This window comes from Allobosea vaviloviae (assembly GCF_001298265.1).
In the GTDB taxonomy this organism is placed as follows: domain Bacteria; phylum Pseudomonadota; class Alphaproteobacteria; order Rhizobiales; family Beijerinckiaceae; genus Allobosea; species Allobosea vaviloviae_B.
This window is the reverse complement of sequence record NZ_LGSZ01000017.1, coordinates 23,153-39,945: the sequence shown is the minus strand read 5'-3', so window position 1 is coordinate 39,945 and position 16,793 is coordinate 23,153. Positions and strand designations below refer to the sequence as shown.

Annotated in this window: 15 protein-coding genes; 6 read left to right on the top strand and 9 right to left on the bottom strand. The window is 68.1% G+C overall.

The genetic code is table 11. The annotated features are described in order from the left end of the window. Positions 1-82: 82 nt before the first annotated feature. The 8 genes from AE618_RS02645 to AE618_RS02610 form a co-directional block, all read right to left on the bottom strand. The gene (locus AE618_RS02645) at positions 83-1,024 is read right to left on the bottom strand and encodes a sugar ABC transporter substrate-binding protein (protein ID WP_197280660.1); all 942 of its coding nucleotides are present in this window, start codon (positions 1,022-1,024) and stop codon (positions 83-85) included. A 39-nt stretch (positions 1,025-1,063) separates the two neighbouring features. After that, a complete protein-coding gene (locus tag AE618_RS02640; protein WP_054207513.1) occupies positions 1,064-2,020 on the bottom strand; it encodes an ABC transporter permease in 957 nt (318 codons plus the stop codon). Positions 2,021-2,025: 5 nt separating this feature from the next. Continuing rightward, complete coding sequence (locus tag AE618_RS02635; protein WP_054207512.1) at positions 2,026-2,820, bottom strand: SDR family NAD(P)-dependent oxidoreductase; 795 nt, start codon at positions 2,818-2,820, stop codon at positions 2,026-2,028. A gap of 3 nt (positions 2,821-2,823) precedes the next feature. Further along, complete coding sequence (locus AE618_RS02630; RefSeq protein ID WP_054207511.1) at positions 2,824-4,326, bottom strand: xylulokinase; 1,503 nt, start codon at positions 4,324-4,326, stop codon at positions 2,824-2,826. 84 nt (positions 4,327-4,410) lie between these two features. Continuing rightward, positions 4,411-5,421 (bottom strand): Gfo/Idh/MocA family protein, encoded by a 1,011-nt coding sequence (locus AE618_RS02625; RefSeq protein WP_054207510.1) that lies wholly within the window; start codon positions 5,419-5,421, stop codon positions 4,411-4,413. 12 nt (positions 5,422-5,433) lie between these two features. Beyond that, on the bottom strand, positions 5,434-6,459 hold the full coding sequence (locus AE618_RS02620; protein ID WP_054207509.1) for a Gfo/Idh/MocA family protein: 1,026 nt from the start codon (positions 6,457-6,459) through the stop codon (positions 5,434-5,436). A gap of 11 nt (positions 6,460-6,470) precedes the next feature. Beyond that, complete coding sequence (locus AE618_RS02615; protein ID WP_054207508.1) at positions 6,471-7,643, bottom strand: ABC transporter substrate-binding protein; 1,173 nt, start codon at positions 7,641-7,643, stop codon at positions 6,471-6,473. A gap of 163 nt (positions 7,644-7,806) precedes the next feature. Beyond that, positions 7,807-8,991, bottom strand: coding sequence for an ROK family protein (locus AE618_RS02610; protein WP_054207507.1), 1,185 nt, complete (start codon positions 8,989-8,991; stop codon positions 7,807-7,809). Positions 8,992-9,132: 141 nt separating this feature from the next. Between AE618_RS02610 and AE618_RS02605 the strand changes: the two genes are divergently transcribed. From AE618_RS02605 to AE618_RS02595, 3 genes are read left to right on the top strand one after another with little or no spacing between them, the layout of a single operon-like run. After that, the gene (locus tag AE618_RS02605) at positions 9,133-9,876 is read left to right on the top strand and encodes a glucosamine-6-phosphate deaminase (RefSeq protein ID WP_054207506.1); all 744 of its coding nucleotides are present in this window, start codon (positions 9,133-9,135) and stop codon (positions 9,874-9,876) included. Between the two features lie 20 nt (positions 9,877-9,896). Further along, positions 9,897-10,958: an N-acetylglucosamine-6-phosphate deacetylase gene (locus AE618_RS02600; protein WP_197280659.1), complete on the top strand. Its 1,062-nt coding sequence runs from the start codon at positions 9,897-9,899 to the stop codon at positions 10,956-10,958. A gap of 23 nt (positions 10,959-10,981) precedes the next feature. Further along, a complete protein-coding gene (locus tag AE618_RS02595) occupies positions 10,982-12,175 on the top strand; it encodes an ABC transporter substrate-binding protein (RefSeq protein WP_054207505.1) in 1,194 nt (397 codons plus the stop codon). 107 nt (positions 12,176-12,282) lie between these two features. Here AE618_RS02595 and AE618_RS02590 read toward each other — a convergent pair whose 3' ends face one another. Further along, positions 12,283-12,516 carry a DUF1674 domain-containing protein gene (locus AE618_RS02590; RefSeq protein ID WP_082364947.1) on the bottom strand — a complete coding sequence of 78 codons (234 nt, stop codon included), beginning with the start codon at positions 12,514-12,516 and terminating at the stop codon, positions 12,283-12,285. A gap of 113 nt (positions 12,517-12,629) precedes the next feature. Between AE618_RS02590 and htpX the strand changes: the two genes are divergently transcribed. The 3 genes from htpX (at position 12,630) to AE618_RS02575 (ending at position 16,746) form a co-directional block, all read left to right on the top strand. Then, positions 12,630-13,559, top strand: a complete 930-nt coding sequence (gene htpX / locus AE618_RS02585) for a zinc metalloprotease HtpX (RefSeq protein WP_054207503.1) — start codon at positions 12,630-12,632, stop codon at positions 13,557-13,559. Positions 13,560-13,563: 4 nt separating this feature from the next. Beyond that, a complete protein-coding gene (locus tag AE618_RS02580) occupies positions 13,564-14,937 on the top strand; it encodes an RsmB/NOP family class I SAM-dependent RNA methyltransferase (RefSeq protein ID WP_248310722.1) in 1,374 nt (457 codons plus the stop codon). Positions 14,938-15,000: 63 nt separating this feature from the next. Continuing rightward, complete coding sequence (locus AE618_RS02575; protein ID WP_054207502.1) at positions 15,001-16,746, top strand: heparinase II/III family protein; 1,746 nt, start codon at positions 15,001-15,003, stop codon at positions 16,744-16,746. Positions 16,747-16,793 lie beyond the last annotated feature (47 nt).

Below are 16,793 nucleotides of genomic sequence, written 5' to 3'. Positions count from 1 at the left end.
TCTCGGGCGAAGCGAAGCTCAGACCCGAGAATCTCGTGCAGGAGATGCTCGGGTCAAGCCCGAGCATGACGGCGAAGCCGCGTCACTTCAGGAACTGCTGCACATTCGTCTTGTCGACCAGCACGGCCTCCGTGAACAGATACGGCCCGCTCGCCACGCTCTCCTTCGGCTTCTTGTCGACGACGATGGTCGCGATCGCATCGACCGCCTGCTTGCCCATCTCCTCGAAGGGAATCGCGACGGTGGCGAGGAAGGTCGAGGCCGGGTCGGCGATGCGGGCATAGGTCTCCTTGCCGCCATCGACCGAGATCAGCGGGATCTGGCCCTTCTTGATCCCCTGCGCCTGCAGCAAATCGTCGATGATGTAGGCCTGACCGTCGAAGGAAGCCCAGATGCCGTTGATCTTGCCCTGGTTCTGCAGCAGCAGCGCCTGCATGCCGGCGCGGACATCGTCGCGCCAGCTCTGGGTCCGGGCCATCGAGAACTTGCCGAGCTCCTTCACGCCCTGGTTTTCGGCCAGCACCGCATCAAGAATGCGGCCACGGATGCGCGAGGCGACGTTGAGGTCGAAGCGGGCGGTGACGATATTGCCCTGATAGCCGAGCTGGCCGAGCAGATAGAGCGCGGCGTCCGCCCCGACCTTGTATTCATTGGTCTGGATGTCGAACAGCGCATGCGGGCTCGAGCCCGACTGCACGGTGACGACCGGGATCTTGGCGTCCTTGGCCGCCTTGAACTGGGCGTCGGCCTCGACCGGCTTGCCCATGGCGATGATGATGGCGTCGACCTTCTTGGCGATCAGCGCATCGAACTGCTCGGCATGCTTGGGCAGCGCGCCCTCCGAGTTCAGAAGCGTCACGCCCCAGCCCTTGGCCTTGGCGGCGGCCGCGGCCGCATTGGCGACGCGCGCATGCGTCTCCGACGAGAACTGGAAGCCGATGATGCCGACCTCGAAGGCCTGCGCCGCTTGGCCAAGGGCAAGAAGCGCGGCGCCCGCCACCAGCATTTTCCTGAAACCGAACATGATCATCTCTCCCCGTTTTTGTGATCGCCAGCCGAATCGTCAGACCTTGAACGCCGCCGTCTTCATCGCGCTGGCCGAGAAGGCGACGGAGCCGATGATGATGACGCCGAGAACGATGTCCTGGATGTAATAGGCCGCGCCCAGCAGCACCAAGCCGTTGCCGAGCACCTTGAGCACCAGCGCCGCAAACACCGTGCCGGGCACATTGGGCTTGCCGGGCTCGAACATGGTCATGCCCAGCAGCACGGCGGCAATCGCATAGAGCAGGTAGTCGCCGGCCATGTTGGGCGCGGCCGAGGACAGGTTGGCGGCGAGCAGCGCCGCCATCAGCCCGGCGAAGACGCCAGCCAGCAGCAGGCCGATGCGCTTCATCCTCGCCGTGGCGATCCCGGCGAGCCGCGCCGCCTCGTCGGCCTCGCCGGTCGCGACCATATGCGCGCCGGTGCGGGTCCATTTGATCAGGCCCCAGGCGAACAGCGTCGCAGCAATCATCCAGAGCACGAGATTTGGAATGCCGAATGTGTAGCCGCGCGCCAGCCCGGTGAAGCCGACCGGCCAGCGCCCGACGAAGGCGACGCCTTGCGTGATCATGAAGGCGCAGCCCTTGGCGATGGCCGCCGTGCCCAGCGTCATGATCAGCGAGGGAATGCGCAGCACCGTGACGCCGAAGCCGTTCAGCGAGCCGAACACGACGCCCACCACCAGGGCGCCAGCCACCGCCAGCGCTGGCGGATATTGCGAGTGCACCAGCCAGCCGCAGACGACGGCCGCCAGGCTGGCGATCTCGGCGACCGAGAGATCGAGTTCGGCGACGGTGAAGGCGAGCGCGAAGCCGAGCGCCAGGATGGCGAGGAAGCTCGTATCCTTCAGCACATTGATGATGTTGGTCGTGCTGGCGAAATTCGGCGCGAAGAGCAGGAAGAACAGGATCAGCGCCAGCCCGGCGATGGCCGTGCCGTAGCGTCCGATCACCTCGCGCGCAGTGATCCGGCCCATCCGCGTCAGACTCCCCTGGCGATGGTCGAGATCGGGGACAGGATCTCGATGCCGCCGGTGATCGGGATCAGCGCGCCGGTGACGAAGGCCGCGCCGGGCGAAAGCAGGAAGGCGATCACGGCAGCGACATCCTCAGGCTTGCCCAAACGTCCAAGCGGCGTGCGGACCGCCGCGCCCTCGACCAGCGCATTGAATTGCTGCGCGAAGCCGTTCCTCACCATTGGCGTATCGATGATACCAGGCGCAACCGCATTCACGCGAATGCCATGCCGGCCAAGCTGCTGGGCCATGCCGTAGGTGAGGGTCGCGACGCCGCCCTTGGCCGAGCCATAGGCGAGGTTGGCGCCGCCATTGGCATGGGCGATCGAGGAGATGTGGACGATGGCACCGCCCTCGCCTTGCGCGATCATCTGACGAGAGACGACCTTGGAAATGCGGAACACCGCGGAAAGATTGATGTCGACGAGCTTGTCCCACTCGTCGTCCTCCATCTCCACCATCGGCACGGGGCGCGAGGCCCCGGCGCCGGTGACGAGATGATCGAGCCGGCCGAAGCGCTGGACCGCGAGATCGACACAGGCCTTGGGCAGGTCGCGGTCGCGCATGTCGCCGGCGATGGTCGCGACCTCGGCGCCGGACGCGCTCACCTCCTCCGCGACGACGTCGAGCCCGGCCTGGTCGAGCCCCGACAGCACGAGCCGATGCCCCTGCCCCGCCAGCATCACGGCGAGTGCGCCGCATATGCCGCCCGAGGCGCCTGTGACGAGAGTGACGGGCGAAAGCGGCTGAGGGGCTGCCATGGGTCAGAAGGCCTTTCGATCGCTGGCGGCGTGGCCGAGCGCCACGAGTTCGGCCGAGATCGGCGCCAGCGCCGTCTCGCCGCGCCGGTAGAGCGCAAAGAGCGCGTCATAACCGGCATGCCGGGCCGCGTCGGGTTCGAAGCGGGTGGCGACGGCGACGAGTTTTTCCTGCGCCTCGGCGAGCGAGCCGAACCGCCCGAGCCCGGTCCAGGCGACGATGGCGGCGCCAAGCAGGCCGGGTTCCTTCGAGGCTCCCACCACGACCGGGCGACCGCAGATGTCGGCCTTGATCTGGCTCCAGACCGGGTTCGCGGCAGCACCGCCGCCGAAGCGGATTTCGGCCACAGGCTGGCCGAGCGCGGCTTCCGCCCGCTCCAGCACGATCCGGTTCAGGAAGGCGACGCCCTCCAGCACGGCATAAGCCAGATCAGTCGCGCCATGCTGGCGGTTGAGGCCGATGAAGGCGCCGCGCAGAGACGGGCTCCAGTAAGGCACGCGCTCGCCCTGGAGATAGGGCAGGAACAGTAGCGGCTGCGGATGACGCGAACCCGCCAGCAGCGCATCGATCTCGCGGCCGACATCGCCGCTCTGGCGGCCGAGCAGCGCGAGCAGCCACGACACGGTGTCGGCCCCATTCTGGCTCGGCCCGCCGATCTGCCAGAGACCGCGCCAGTCGACGCTCAACAGGCCCTCGGCCTCGACCGGTTCCAGGCCGACCGCGCCGAGCACCTCGGTCGTGCCGGAGATGTTGTAGGCATAGCCCGCCCGCAGCGCCCCGAGCCCCGTGACGGCGCCCCAGGTGTCGTTCGACGAACAGAACACCGGCACGCCGACAATCCTGTCGAAAGGGGCCGGCAGGCCGGGCATGACCGGCCCCACGCGATCGCAGGGCTCGAGCGTCGGCGGCAGGATGGAGGTGGGGAGGTCGATCGCGGCGAAGGGGTCGATGCCGCCGACGACCTCCTTCGCGGCCAGCAGCCGCGCCGTCGAAACCGGGTCGCCCGCCTGCCGGCCGGTCAGGCAAAAATTCAGGTAATCCTTAGGCTCCAACACGCAGCCGAGCGCGCGGAAGCAGGCTTCCTCTTCCTCGCGCAGCCAGGCGAGCCGCGCCAGCGGGTGGAAGGCGTTGATCCGGGCGCTTTCGGGATGCCCCTCGCCGAGCTTTTCGCGCAGCCGCGCGGCAGCGGCTTCGGAGCGCGTGTCCTTCCAGGTCATCGCCGGCCGCGATTGGCGCCCGTCGCGGCCGAGGAAGACCTGCGTGCGCGTGACGCCGCAAATCGCGACGGCCTCGATCGCGCTGAAGAGATCGGGCTCGGCCTCGTCCAGCTGGCCCGCAGCCTCGACCAGGATGCGCCACCATTCCGTCGCGTCGATTTCCGACCAGCCCATGCGGTCGATCGCGCTCGGCCCGAGGATCACGGCCTGCGCCCGCGTGACGCCATCCGCATCGATCAGCGCGGCGCGAAAGCTGGTGCCGCCGAGATCACAGGCGAGGACGACGCTCACAGGTCCACACGCAAGGCGATGGCTGCGCAGACGAGCCTCATGACGCCGGCATAGCTCATCATCCGATGTCCGTACGCCCTGCGATCAGCGCCCCAGGCGGGCGCATGCGAGGATATCGTCCACGAGACGCTGCGAGGCAAGCGCCTCCTCGCCGGTCACGACCGGGTCGCGCTGCTGCTCGATGGCGTCGAGGAAATCGGCGATCACGGCGCGGTGCGCGTCATGGGGAAAATCCATGATGTTGGCGCCGCTCCCCGTCGAGCCTTCCGCCTCGACGATCTCCTCGCGTCCGTCGAGGAAGGCCAGGCGCAGGCGCCCGCCGATCAGCGCGGCGAAGCCCTTCGTCCCGGTGATCTCGATGCGCTCGGGATAGCCGGGATAGGCCGCCGTCGTCGTCACCAGAGTCGCCGGCGCGCCATTGGCGGTTTCGAGCAGGGCGGAGACGTAATCCTCGGTTTCCATGCGGTGCAGCCCGGTCGTCAGCGCCTGCGCCGCGACCACCCTCGACACGCCGACCAGCGAGCGGAACAGGTCGAGCGAGTGGATCGCCTGGGTCAGCAGGACACCGCCGCCGTCCCGCGCCAACGTGCCGCGTCCGGGCTCATCGTAATAGGCCTGCGGCCGCCACCAGGGCACTTGCAGGAACGCCGCCTCGACACTGCCGAGTTCGCCTGAATCGAGCGCCGCCTTCAAGCGCAGACTGGCGGGGCGGAAGCGGTGCTGGAGCACGACGCCGAAGACCTTGCCGGTGCGCCGGGCGGTGTCGACGAGGCACTGACCGCGCTCGCTGGTCAGCTCCAGCGGCTTTTCGACCAGCACATGCTTGCCGGCTTCGAGGCAGCGGGCGGAGACGTCGAGATGGGAGCTCGGCGGCGTCAGCACGATGACCGCCTCGACGGAAGGATCGGCCAGCACCGCGTCGAGATCGGTCGTCGTCGGGAACGGAAACTGCCCGGCGAAGGCCTGCGCCCGTTCTGCCGAACGGCTGACCGCGAAGCGCACCTGCGCCCGGTCGGCCAGATCGAGCAGGCTCTTGGAATGCGGCAGGGAGGCCGGGCCGAGCCCGATCACGGCGATGCCGAGCTTGCGTGTCATGGCGGAAGATCCTCAGGAATGGGCGCTGCGCGGCCCGGCCGGCAGCCAGGCGGCCTTCGCCTGCGCCTCCAGCGCCAGCCGGCAGACCGTGAAGGTGTGTCGCTGCGGCGCCGCGGTCTCGCCGCGCGCGTCGATATCGGCGATCAGGTTGCGGAAATAGGTCAGCGGCTCCCGCGAGGCGTCGATATGGCGGGTGCCCGCCTTGTCGACGAGGAAGACGTGATCCGTGCCCGGCCGTCCGGCGATGTCGACATATTTGCGCAGCTCGATCGTGCCCTCTGTCCCCAGGATCGTCAGGCGCCCATCACCCCAGGTCGAGAGCCCATCGGCGGTGAACCAGTCGACGCGGATAAAGCCGCCGGCTTTGTCGCTGCGCAGCAGGACTTCGCCGAAATCCTGGAAGTCCGGCAGATCGGCCGCGCCGAAATGGCCGATGCCTGATGTCACGATCTCGGCGTCGTCGGAGCCGGTGAAATGCAGGAACTGGTCGATCTGGTGCGAGGCGATGTCGGTCAGGATGCCGCCATAGGCCGCCGCCTCAAAAAACCAGCTTGGCCGGATTGCGCGGTTGAGGCGGTGGGGACCTAGGCCCATTGTCTGCACGACGCGGCCGATCGCCCCATCGGCGATCAGCTTCCCCGCGACGATCGTCGCGGGCACGACGAAGCGCTCGGAAAAGCAGACCGAGAAGATGCGGCCGGTTTCCGCCACCGCCGCCTCGACTGCGGCAAGCTGCGCGATACTGGTGACGCCGGGCTTGTCGACCATCACGTCCTTGCCGGCCCGCATCGCCGCGACCGCGACCGCGGCGCGCTCGCTCGGGATGCCGGCACAGACGATCAGATCAACAGACGGATCGTCGAGCAGCCGCTGCGCCTCCACCGTCGGCAGATCGGGAAAGCGCTCGCGAAAGCCTTCGAGCACGCGGGGATCGCTCGTCGCGGGGTCGAAGCCGGCGCAGTCCGCGCCGGCCTCCAGCAGGCCGCCGACCATGTGGTAGATATGGCGGTGGTCGAGGCCGATGGCAGCAAATCGCATCGGGGCGCGCCTTACTTCGGCGCGTGACCGACGCCGATCTCCTGGTCCCAGCGCCGGAAGGCGGCGACGAGGCGCTCGGGCGTCAGCGGCGGCCGTGTCGGCAGGGTGGCGATCAGCTCGTCATATTTCGGCCGGCCATATTCCTTGAGCACGTCGCGGCTTTCCTGCGGCGCCATGGCGAGCGTCACGCCCTTCACCGCCGGGCCGGGATAGAAATAGCCCTTGTCATAGGTCCCGGCCTGCGCCTCGGGCTTGAGCATGTAGGACATGAGCGCCAGCAGCGCCTTGATCTTGTCGGCCGGCACGCCCTTGGGGATGCACATGAACTGCGTGTCGGGAATCCAGTGCGTGTTGGCCAGCACGAAGACCTCGGCTTCCTTCGGCACGATGCCGAGCGCGCGCGGGTTGATGTCCCAGCCGCAGGTGGAGACGATGACGTCGCGGGTGCCCTCACCGAGCTCCTTCATCGTCGGCGTGGTGCCGCCGGGATAGTAGTCGATGCCGCTGCCGAGCTCTTTGAGATAGGCCCATGTCTTGTCCCAGCCCTTCATCGGGTCGCTGGGGTCGGAATCGCCGAGGATGTAGGGCAGGCCCTGAAGCCAGGTCCAGCCAGGGCCGGAATTGACCGGCCGCGCATAGGTGAAGCGGTTCTTGTTCTGCTTCACATAGGCAAGGAACTCCTCGGCGGTCTTGGGCACCACCTTGAGCCGATCGGGCATGTATTCGAACAGCGGGCCAGACGGGGAATAGGCCACGGCAACGCCTTCGTTCTGGCCGAAATTGCGCTGCATCATCAGCGCCTGCTCGTGATAGACCTCCTCGGCCTTCGGCAGGCTGGCGGCATGCGACTTCCAGACGTCGACCCAGAGGCCCTGCTGGATGCCGTCCGACATCGCGCCCGGCCCGGTCAGGACGAGGTCGATATCGACGCGGTTGGCCGCCTGCTGCGCCTTGAGCTTGGCCGGCAGCTCGGGCGAGGGCGCGCGCGAGAAATTCAGCCGCGAAATGATCTTCGGATTGTCCTTTGCGAAGCGCTCGATCGCGACCTGGGTCAATTGCAGGTTGCCCGCGACGTCGATGATGTTGAGCGCGACGGGTGCGCTCTGGGCCTGGACCCGGCTCGCACCGAGAGCAGCAAGGCCGGCCGCGCCGGCCACCACGCTGCGGCGTGTCAGATGGGTCATGTCATCTCCCTGGGTTGAGGTCTCTTCACGCCTGCAAAGCGCAGGCGGCGGACCCTTGACTGGCATACTAGTACACCAAGAAATCACGCGCCAGTGCGTGGAACCGGGTCTGGCGGCTCTCCCAAAGCATGTCGGACCGCCGTTGCGACCGCTCCGCGATCGCTCAGACCTGCTGCATCAGCAGCGCCTCGGTGGCGCGGCCCAGCAACGGCGCCGCCGCGCCATGGATCTCGTGAAGCTGGCTGGCGCGCACGCTGCCGAGCTGCGGCACGGCGAGGCCGTCCATCGTGCCCTCCGCCCGCAGCAACGCCTCGAAATGCGCCCAAAGACCGGGATTGGCCACGAAAGGTCCGCTGACGGCGATGCGGGTCGGGAAAAAGATGCGGCAGGCATTGGCCAGCGCCCGCACCACAAGCCGGGTCGCGGCGTCGATTTCCGGCAGGGCGACGAGGTCGCGCCCGGCGAGCTGCAGAGCGAGGCGCACCTCGTCCTCGTCGAGATCGGGCCAGTGCCGGCGCAGCGCCGGCAGCAGCGACCACAGCGCCGCCCCGGTTTCGAGGCAGCCGGTGTTGCCGCAGCCGCAGCGACGCTCGCCCAGGGCGCTCAGCCGCCAATGTCCGATCTCGCCGAACGAACCGGCCGGCGCGAAGGGGCGCCCATCGACGGCGAAGCACAGGCCGATGCCCCAGCCCCAATGCAGCAGCAGCGTGCTGCCCGCGAACTGCTCGGGCTCGCGCACCGCCCGCGCCCGCATCTCGGCATCGAGATTGCGGCAGATCTCGACCGGCCCGGCGACCGGCGCCAGGACGGCGGCGATGTCGAGCCCGCGCATCCGCGGCCAGCGCGAAGCCATCAGCCACTGCCCCCGAGACAGGTCGAGCAGGCCCGACAGCGAGACCGCCGTGCCGGCATGGCTCATGCCATCGGGCATCGCGGCGAGCAATTGGCCGCCGAGTTGCGCCATCACGGTGGCGATCGCGCCGTTATCGGCATCGCCGGCTATCGTGATGCTGCGCTGCGTGACGATATGGCCCGAAAGGTCCACCAGCGCGCCCGATAGCGACTGGCTCGAGACATGGATCACCGATGCGCCGATGCGCCTGGTATTGGCGATCAGCGTCGCCGCAGGGCGGCCACGCCCTGCCGTCTCGCCCATCGTCTCCAGCAGCAGCCGGCGCGAAACGAGGTCGGCGACCACTCGCGACGTCGTGGTTGAGCGCAGGCCGAGCCGCCTGCCGATATCCGAGCGCGAATGCGCGAGACGTGCCAGCACGACCCGGTAGACCCGGGCGCAGTCGCGGTCATGGGCCGCGGAAAAGCGGCTGTCGTCGAGCATCGCCAGAATCACGGCCGTCCAGATTCCTTTTTCAGACCATGCCCTTATTCAGAACATGCAGGTTCAAAAATAGCTGTTGCCTTTCCGGGCAAGCCCCATAAGCTCCCAAGACGATATAAAAAACAATCACATAGGCAAAGGTTCAAAAATCGCATGGTCGATATCCGCATCGTCCCTGACAAGGCGACGCTCGGCGCCAAGGCCGCCGCTTTGGGTGCCCAGGCAATCCGCGACGCGCAAGCTCGCTTCGGCCATGCCAACATCATCGTCGCCACGGGCGCGAGCCAGTTCGAGCTGCTGCAGAATCTCGTCGTCGCCGAGGGCATCGACTGGGCGAAGGTCACGGCCTTCCACCTCGACGAATATGTCGGGCTGACCGAGGAGCACCCGGCCAGCTTCCGGCGCTATCTGCGCCTGCGCTTCCTGGCTCCGCTCGCCAACGCCCCGGAGTTCATCCCCGTCGATGGAGAGGGCGATCCGCAAGCCGAAACCGCGCGCCTCAATGCCCTCATCGCCGGCAAGCGCATCGATGTCTGCTTCGCCGGCATCGGCGAGAACTGCCATGTCGCCTTCAACGACCCGCCGGCCGATTTCGATACCGAGCAGCCCTATATCGTCGTGACGCTCGACGAAGGCTGCCGCCAGCAGCAATTCGGCGAGGGCTGGTTCCCGACATTCGAGTCCGTCCCGCAGCGCGCCATCTCGATGAGCGTCCGGCAGATCCTGAAGAGCGCATTGATCGTCCTCTCCGTCTCCGACGAGCGCAAGGCGAAAGCCACCCGCGATGCGCTGGAAGGCCCGGTCAGCAACCTTTATCCAGCCTCGATCCTGCAGACGCACGGCAACACGGTGATGTTCATCGATCCGCCGGCCGCCTCGCTGCTGACAAGCGCCTGAGCGCAGAAGGAGGGGCGGCGATGATGCACACGGCAGGCCTCGTCGATCTCCAGGTCAACGGTTTTGCCGGCATCGATTTCAATTCCGGCGCGGTGACGCCGGCCGAGATCGATCACGCGCTGGAGGCCATGTTGGCGACCGGCGTGACGCTGTGCCTGCCGACGATCATCACGGCCCACCCCGATGAACTCGACCAGCGCTTCCGGGCGCTCGACGCGGCGATTTCCACAAGCCGGCTCGGCCCGCTGATGTGCCCGGGCTACCATCTCGAAGGCCCGTTCCTGAACCCGAGCCCCGGCTATGCCGGCTGCCATCCGCCCCAAGCCATGACGAAGGCCGATCCCACCCTCGTCGACCGGCTCGAAAGCCGGCTGGCCCGGCCGATCCTGATGGTGACGCTGGCGCCGGAGATCGCGGGCGCGCAGGCGCTGGTCGCCGCGCTGACGGCGGCCGGCCGCATCGTGGCGATCGGCCACAGCGCCGCCGATTTCGACCAGGTCTCCATGGCCGCCGACGCCGGCGCGACGCTCTCGACCCATCTCGGCAACGGCATGCCGCAGCAGCTCCACAAGCTGGTGAACCCGATCTTCGCCCAGCTCGCCGAGGACCGGCTCTGGGCGAGCTTCATCGCCGACGGCATTCATCTTCACCCCAGGGCGCTGCGTTCTCTGCTGCGGGTCAAGGGCTTCGACCGCTCCATTCTGGTGACCGATGCGGTCTCCGCGGCGGCCTCGAAGCCGGGCGGCTACCCATTCGCCGGCATGGAGGTCGAGCTTCGCGCCGACGGCTCCGTGCGCCAGCCGGGTGCGTCCAATCTCGCAGGCTCGGCGCTGTGCCTCGACCAGGCGGTGCGCAATCTCGTCGCCTGGGGGCTGGCCTCGCCACGCGACGCGGTCGCCATGGCCTGCGACAACCCGCTGGCCGCCCTGCTGCCGGCACTGAGCGCGCGCGGCATCACCGTCGATCGCGGCGAAATCGACTGGTCGCACGAGCTGGTCGTCACCGATGTGCGCCTCGACACCATCGCGCGCCGCTTCGGAGCCTCCGCCCGACTCGACGACCTGATGACGACCAACGCCTGAATCATAAAAGGGGAGATCACCAGATGAGCCATGAGTCCAAGGGCCTCGATCGCCGCACCGTCCTGGGCGGCCTGACTGCCATGGCGACAGGGGCCGGCGGCGCGCTCGCCGCCTCGCCGCCCCTGCCCTCCGCTCCCGTCGTCATCAGCGTCATCGATGTCGGCGGTGCGCTCGCTTTGATGCAGAAGGCCTTCGAGGACTATCGCGCCGCCAATCCCAAGCTGGTCTCGCGCATCGCCTTCGTGAAGGCACCGGCGCCCGAACTCGCCAGCAAGATCAAGGCGCAGCAGGAGGCCGGCCGCGCCGATCTCGACCTCGTCCTGACCGGCAGCGACGGGCTCGCGGCAGGGCTCGACCAGAAGCTCTGGCTCAAAATCCTGCCCGATTTCAACGACAAGTTCCCGAATATCGAGGCGAATTACGAGCCGGCGGCGCTCAACCTGCACAAGGTCCAGGGCGACGGCTTCGGCGTCGTGGTGAACTACTATCCATCCGGCCCGCTGCTCGAATACATGCCCGCCCGCGTCAAGCAGGTGCCGACCACGGCCGAGGAGCTGCTCGCCTGGGCCAAGGCCAATCCCAACAGGTTCATGTACGCCCGCCCGACCAATTCAGGCCCGGGCCGCACCTTCATGATGGGCCTGCCCTATATCCTCGGCGACAAGGACCCGCAGGACCCGCTCAGTGGCTGGGACAAGACCTGGGCCTATCTCCAAGAACTCGGCCAATACATCGAATACTATCCCGCAGGCACCGGCGCGACGATGAAGGAGTTCGGCGACGGCTCGCGCGACATCATCATCTCGACCACCGGCTGGGACATCAATCCGCGCGCGCTCGGCATCGTGCCGAAGGAGGCGAAAATCCAGACGCTGAAGGGCTTCCACTGGGTCTCGGACGCCTTCTTCATGTGCGTGCCCAAGGGCATCCCCAACGACCGGCTCGCGGTCGTGCTCGACATGATGGCCTATGTGCTCACCCCCAAGGCGCAGGCCTATGCCTATGACGAGGGCTATCTCTATCCCGGCCCGGCGGTGAAGAACGTGCCGCTCTCGCTCGCGCCGGAAGCGAGCCAGAAGGTCATCGCCGAGTTCGGCCGGCCGGAATATGCCGACATGATCGCCAACAACCCGATCGAGCTGCCGCTGAAGCCCGAGAAGATGGTCGTCGCCTTCCGCAAATGGGACGAGCTGGTCGGCGCGAAGCGGGCGAAGTAGCCAACGCCCCAAAAGGCGCGTCATGCTCGGGCTCGACCCGAGCATCTCCTGCATGAGATTCTCGGGTCGGCACGTCGCGCCGCCCGGGAATGCCGGCTCCTGCGTGCTCAGAAGTCGCTGGCGATCCCCTTGACCTCCCAGTCGTCGTAGCGGACCGGCTCCAGTCCGCCGCGACCGTTGATCTCGCGCGCGCCGGTCAGCTCGGCGGCCTTCGCGTCGATCGCCGCGCGCCTTGCCTCGGCTTCCGCCAGCGCGCGCTGGGCAGCGGGCGACAGCGTCCGGGCAGGCGCCTCCGGGGGGGCGGCCGCCGGCACATCCATGTCCTCGGGCCTCTGGCTCATCGCTTGGCTCTCTCTTGCAGGATCGGCACCGCCTTCACCACATAAGGCGCAAATCCGCATCCGGGGAGAGGCATGTCGCCGCGACTCGTGAATGGGGACCATTGGGGAAGACGATGAACTATATCCGCACCGGCATGCTGATGGCCGGCCTGACCGCGCTGTTCGGCGCGGTGGGCTACCTGCTCGGCGGCGGCACCGGCATGCTGATGGCGCTGGGCTTCGCCGCCGTCACCAACCTGTTCAGCTACTGGAATTCCGACCGGCTGGCGCTGGCCGCCCACAACGCCCACGAGGTCGATGCGCAGACCGCGCCCGAGCTCTATGGCATGGTGCGCGATCTCGCGGCGCGGGCGAACATGCCGATGCCGCGCGTCTATCTGATCGACGAGGGCCAGCCCAACGCCTTCGCCACCGGCCGCAATCCGCAGAACGCGGCCGTCGCGGCGACGACCGGCATCCTGCGCACGCTGAGCTATGAGGAACTGGCCGGCGTGATGGCGCACGAGCTCGCCCACATCAAGAACCACGACACGCTGACGATGACGATTACCGCCACCATGGCCGGCGCGATCTCCTCGCTCGTCACCTTCGGCATGATGTTCGGCTCGCGCGAGAACCGGCCGAACATGATCGTCCAGATCCTGCTCTCGATCCTGGCGCCGCTTGCCGCCATGGTGATCCAGATGGCGATTTCGCGCTCGCGCGAATACGAGGCCGACAAGCTCGGCGGCGAAATCACCGGCAATCCGGTCTGGCTGGCCGATGCGCTGGCCAAGATCGCCGGTGGCGTCGCGCATATTCCAAACGAGACGGCGGAGGCGAAGCCTGCTACGGCGCACATGTTCATCATCAATCCCCTGACTGGCGGCGGCATGGATTCCCTGTTTTCGACACATCCCGACACCGGAAACCGCATCGCTGCGCTGATGGAGCAGGCCCGCGCCATGGGCATCGGCCGCAATGCGCCCAGGGGCGGCTTCACAAGCCAGGCATCGCAGAGCCCCTGGAGCGGCCCGGGCCATCAGCCCGGCCCCTGGGGCTGATCCGGTGGCCAAGGAAATTACGGACGACCAACGCGACCATCCGCAGCAGGATGCCGACGGCGACATCGGCGGCGCGACCGCGCCGGGCCTGCCGGCCCGCAAGCTCGCCGCCGCCGTCATCGACGAGGTGCTGCGCGCCAAGCTCGCGCTCGACGACACGCATGAGAAGCTGGCGCCCTCCTACGGGCTCGACGCCGCCGACGCCGCACTGGCGCGCGCCATTGCGATCACGGCCTTCCGGCATCTCGGCACAATCCAGGAGGCGATCAACGCCAGGCTCGAGCGCGGCAGCCCGCGCAATTCCGGCCCCTTCGAGCCGATCATGGTCGCCGCCGCCGCCCAGATCCTCTTCCTTGACGTGCCCGACCACGCCGCCGTCGACCTCGCCATCCGCCATCTCCACGAGGACGCCCGCTCCTCGCGCTATGTCTCGCTGGGCAACGCGCTGCTGCGGCGCCTCGCCCGCGAGCGCGAGGCCATCCTGGCGGAAGCCGTCGACCCCTTCCTCGACACGCCCGAATGGCTCGCCGAGAGCTGGATGGAGAGCTATGGCGAGGAGACCGCAGCCGCCATTGCGCAAAGCCATCGCGACGAGCCGCCGCTCGACATCTCTGTGAAGGACGATGCCGAAGGCTGGGCGGAGAAGCTCAACGGTCTGCTCCTGCCGACGGGGTCGATCAGGCTGCGCGAACGGCAGAGCATTGCCAGCCTTCCCGGCTTCGATGATGGCGCCTGGTGGGTGCAGGACGCAGCCGCCGCGCTGCCGGTGCGCCTGCTCGCAGTCCAGCCCGGCGAGCGCATCGCCGATCTCTGCGCCGCCCCCGGCGGAAAGACCGCACAACTGGCCGCGCTCGGCGCGCAGGTCACGGCGGTCGACCGCTCGGGTCCGCGCCTGCGCCGTCTCAGGGCCAATCTGGAGCGGCTCGGCCTGACCGCCGAGATCGTCACCAAGGACGCCACCCTCTGGGAGGTCGAGCCCTTCGACGCCGTGCTGCTCGATGCGCCCTGCAGCGCCACCGGCACGATCCGCCGCCATCCCGACGTCGCCTGGACCAAATCGCCTGACGATCGTGACAAGCTCGTCGCCCTGCAGGCGCGGCTGCTCGAGGCCGCGGCGCGTCTGACGCGGCCGGGCGGGCGGCTGGTCTACTGCACCTGTTCGCTGGAGCCGCAGGAGGGCGAGGAGCAGATCGAGACCTTTCTGGCAGCTCATCCCGACTTCGCCCGCAAGCCGATCGAACCCGGCGAAATCGGCGGCATCGGTGAGGCGATCGACCGCAATGGCGACCTGCGCACCCTGCCCCACCAGCTCCGCAACGAGACGCCGCGCCTGTCGGGATGGAGCGGATTTTACGCAAGCCGCCTGATCAGGCTATGACGATGTGGGGATTCGTGTCGGCGGACAGCACCAGGCGTAATGGGTACGGGGCGTATTGGGGCATTGAACGGCTGGTCTGAGCGCAGGGGGCTGGCCCGGGCTGCCATCGGCCGGGCGGCGCGGCGCACCCGTGGCCAGTTCGTCGGCCTCGCGCGCAGGCTCTGGCCCTTCGGCCGTTCCAGGGCGACCCGCCTGCTCTTCGCGCCGCACGACCTTCGCACCTCTGACCCGACAACGGCCAGCGACATCTATGCCGGCTACTATGCCTTTGCCGGCCGCACGCTGCGGACCCATGGCGAGTCGCCCTTCGACAGCGAACCGGCCAGCGAGGCCTGGGCCGAGGCGCTGTATGGTTTCGGCTGGCTGCGCCACATGCATGCCGCCGACACGGCCATCGCCCGCGCCAATGCCCGCGCGCTGGTCGATGATTTCATCGGCAAGAAGCGCGATCGCAGCGAGATCGCGCGCCGGCCGGCGGTGGCGGCCCGAAGGCTGATCTCCTTCCTGTCGCATTCCCCGCTGCTGCTGGAGGGCGCCGACCACGTCTTCTATGAGCGCTTCGTGCGTCACGTCTCGCGGTTGGCCGACCGGCTGAACCTTGCACTCGCCGGCGCGGTCGAGGGGGCCGCGCGCCTGAATTGCCTGATCGCGGTCGCCTTCGCCGCAGTGTGCCTCGACGGCCAGGACGCGCGGCGGCGGCGCATCGAGTTCCTGCTCTCGGACGAGCTCGACCACCAGATCCTGCCCGATGGCGGCCATCTCAGCCGCAACCCCCGCTTGCTGATCGAATTGCTGCTCGACCTCCTGCCGCTGCGCGAGACCTTCATGGCTCGCGGCATCGAGCCGCCGCGCGGCGTGCTCATGGCGATCGAGCGGATGATGCCGCATCTGCGGCTGTTCCGGCATGGTGACGGCGCGCTCGCCCTGTTCAACGGCATGGGCACGACGCCGCCCGATCTGATGGCGACGCTCGCCGCCTATGACGACGCCCGCGCCCGGCCCAACGAGCAGGCTGCCTATTCCGGCTACAGCAGGCTCTCGGGCGAGCGCAGCATCGTCGTGGTCGATGCGGGCGCGCCACCGCGCGGCGCCCATTCGATCGAGGCGCATGCCGGCTGCCTCGCGTTCGAATTCTCCAGCGGCAGCCAGCGGCTCGTGGTCAATTGCGGCACCAGTCGCTACGGCTCCGACGAGCTCCGCCTCGCGGCGCGGAGCACGGCGGCGCATTCCACGGTGACGCTGAATGATCGCTCCAGCGCGGCTTTCGGCCTCGTCCTGGGCGAGATGCGGATCGTCTCCGGACCGTCCGATGTGCGCGTCGCCCGGCAGGATGCGGAAGACGGCCAGGAATGGGTCGGCAGCCATGACGGCTATCGCCGCGGGCTCAGTGCCGTCCACACGCGCCGGCTGCTGCTCTCCCGCGACGGCGCCTCGCTGTCGGGCGAGGACGAGATCACGCTGACCGGCAAACCGGCCAGCCTGCCCGCCGTGGCCCGCTTCCATCTGCACCCCTCCGTCAGGCCGAGCCTGATCCGCGAAGGCGAGGGCGCCATGCTCGCACTGCCCAATGGCGAGGTCTGGGCCTTCGAAGCCTCGGGGCTGACGGTGTCGATCGAGGAGAGCATCTTCCTCGCCGCGACGGATGGACGGCGCCGCACCGAACAGCTCAGCCTGAGTTTCGACGCGGTCGCGACCCCGCGGATCGTGTGGCGCTTCAGCCGCGTCGGCGCGGCCGCGCCCACGACCGGGCGGTTCAGGCCGCCGCCTCCGGAGACCGGAACGCCACCCGAACCGGCACAGGACGCATAATCAATCTTCCTCGCGCAACTTTGCTTTGCGCGGCGCAGCATGATAGC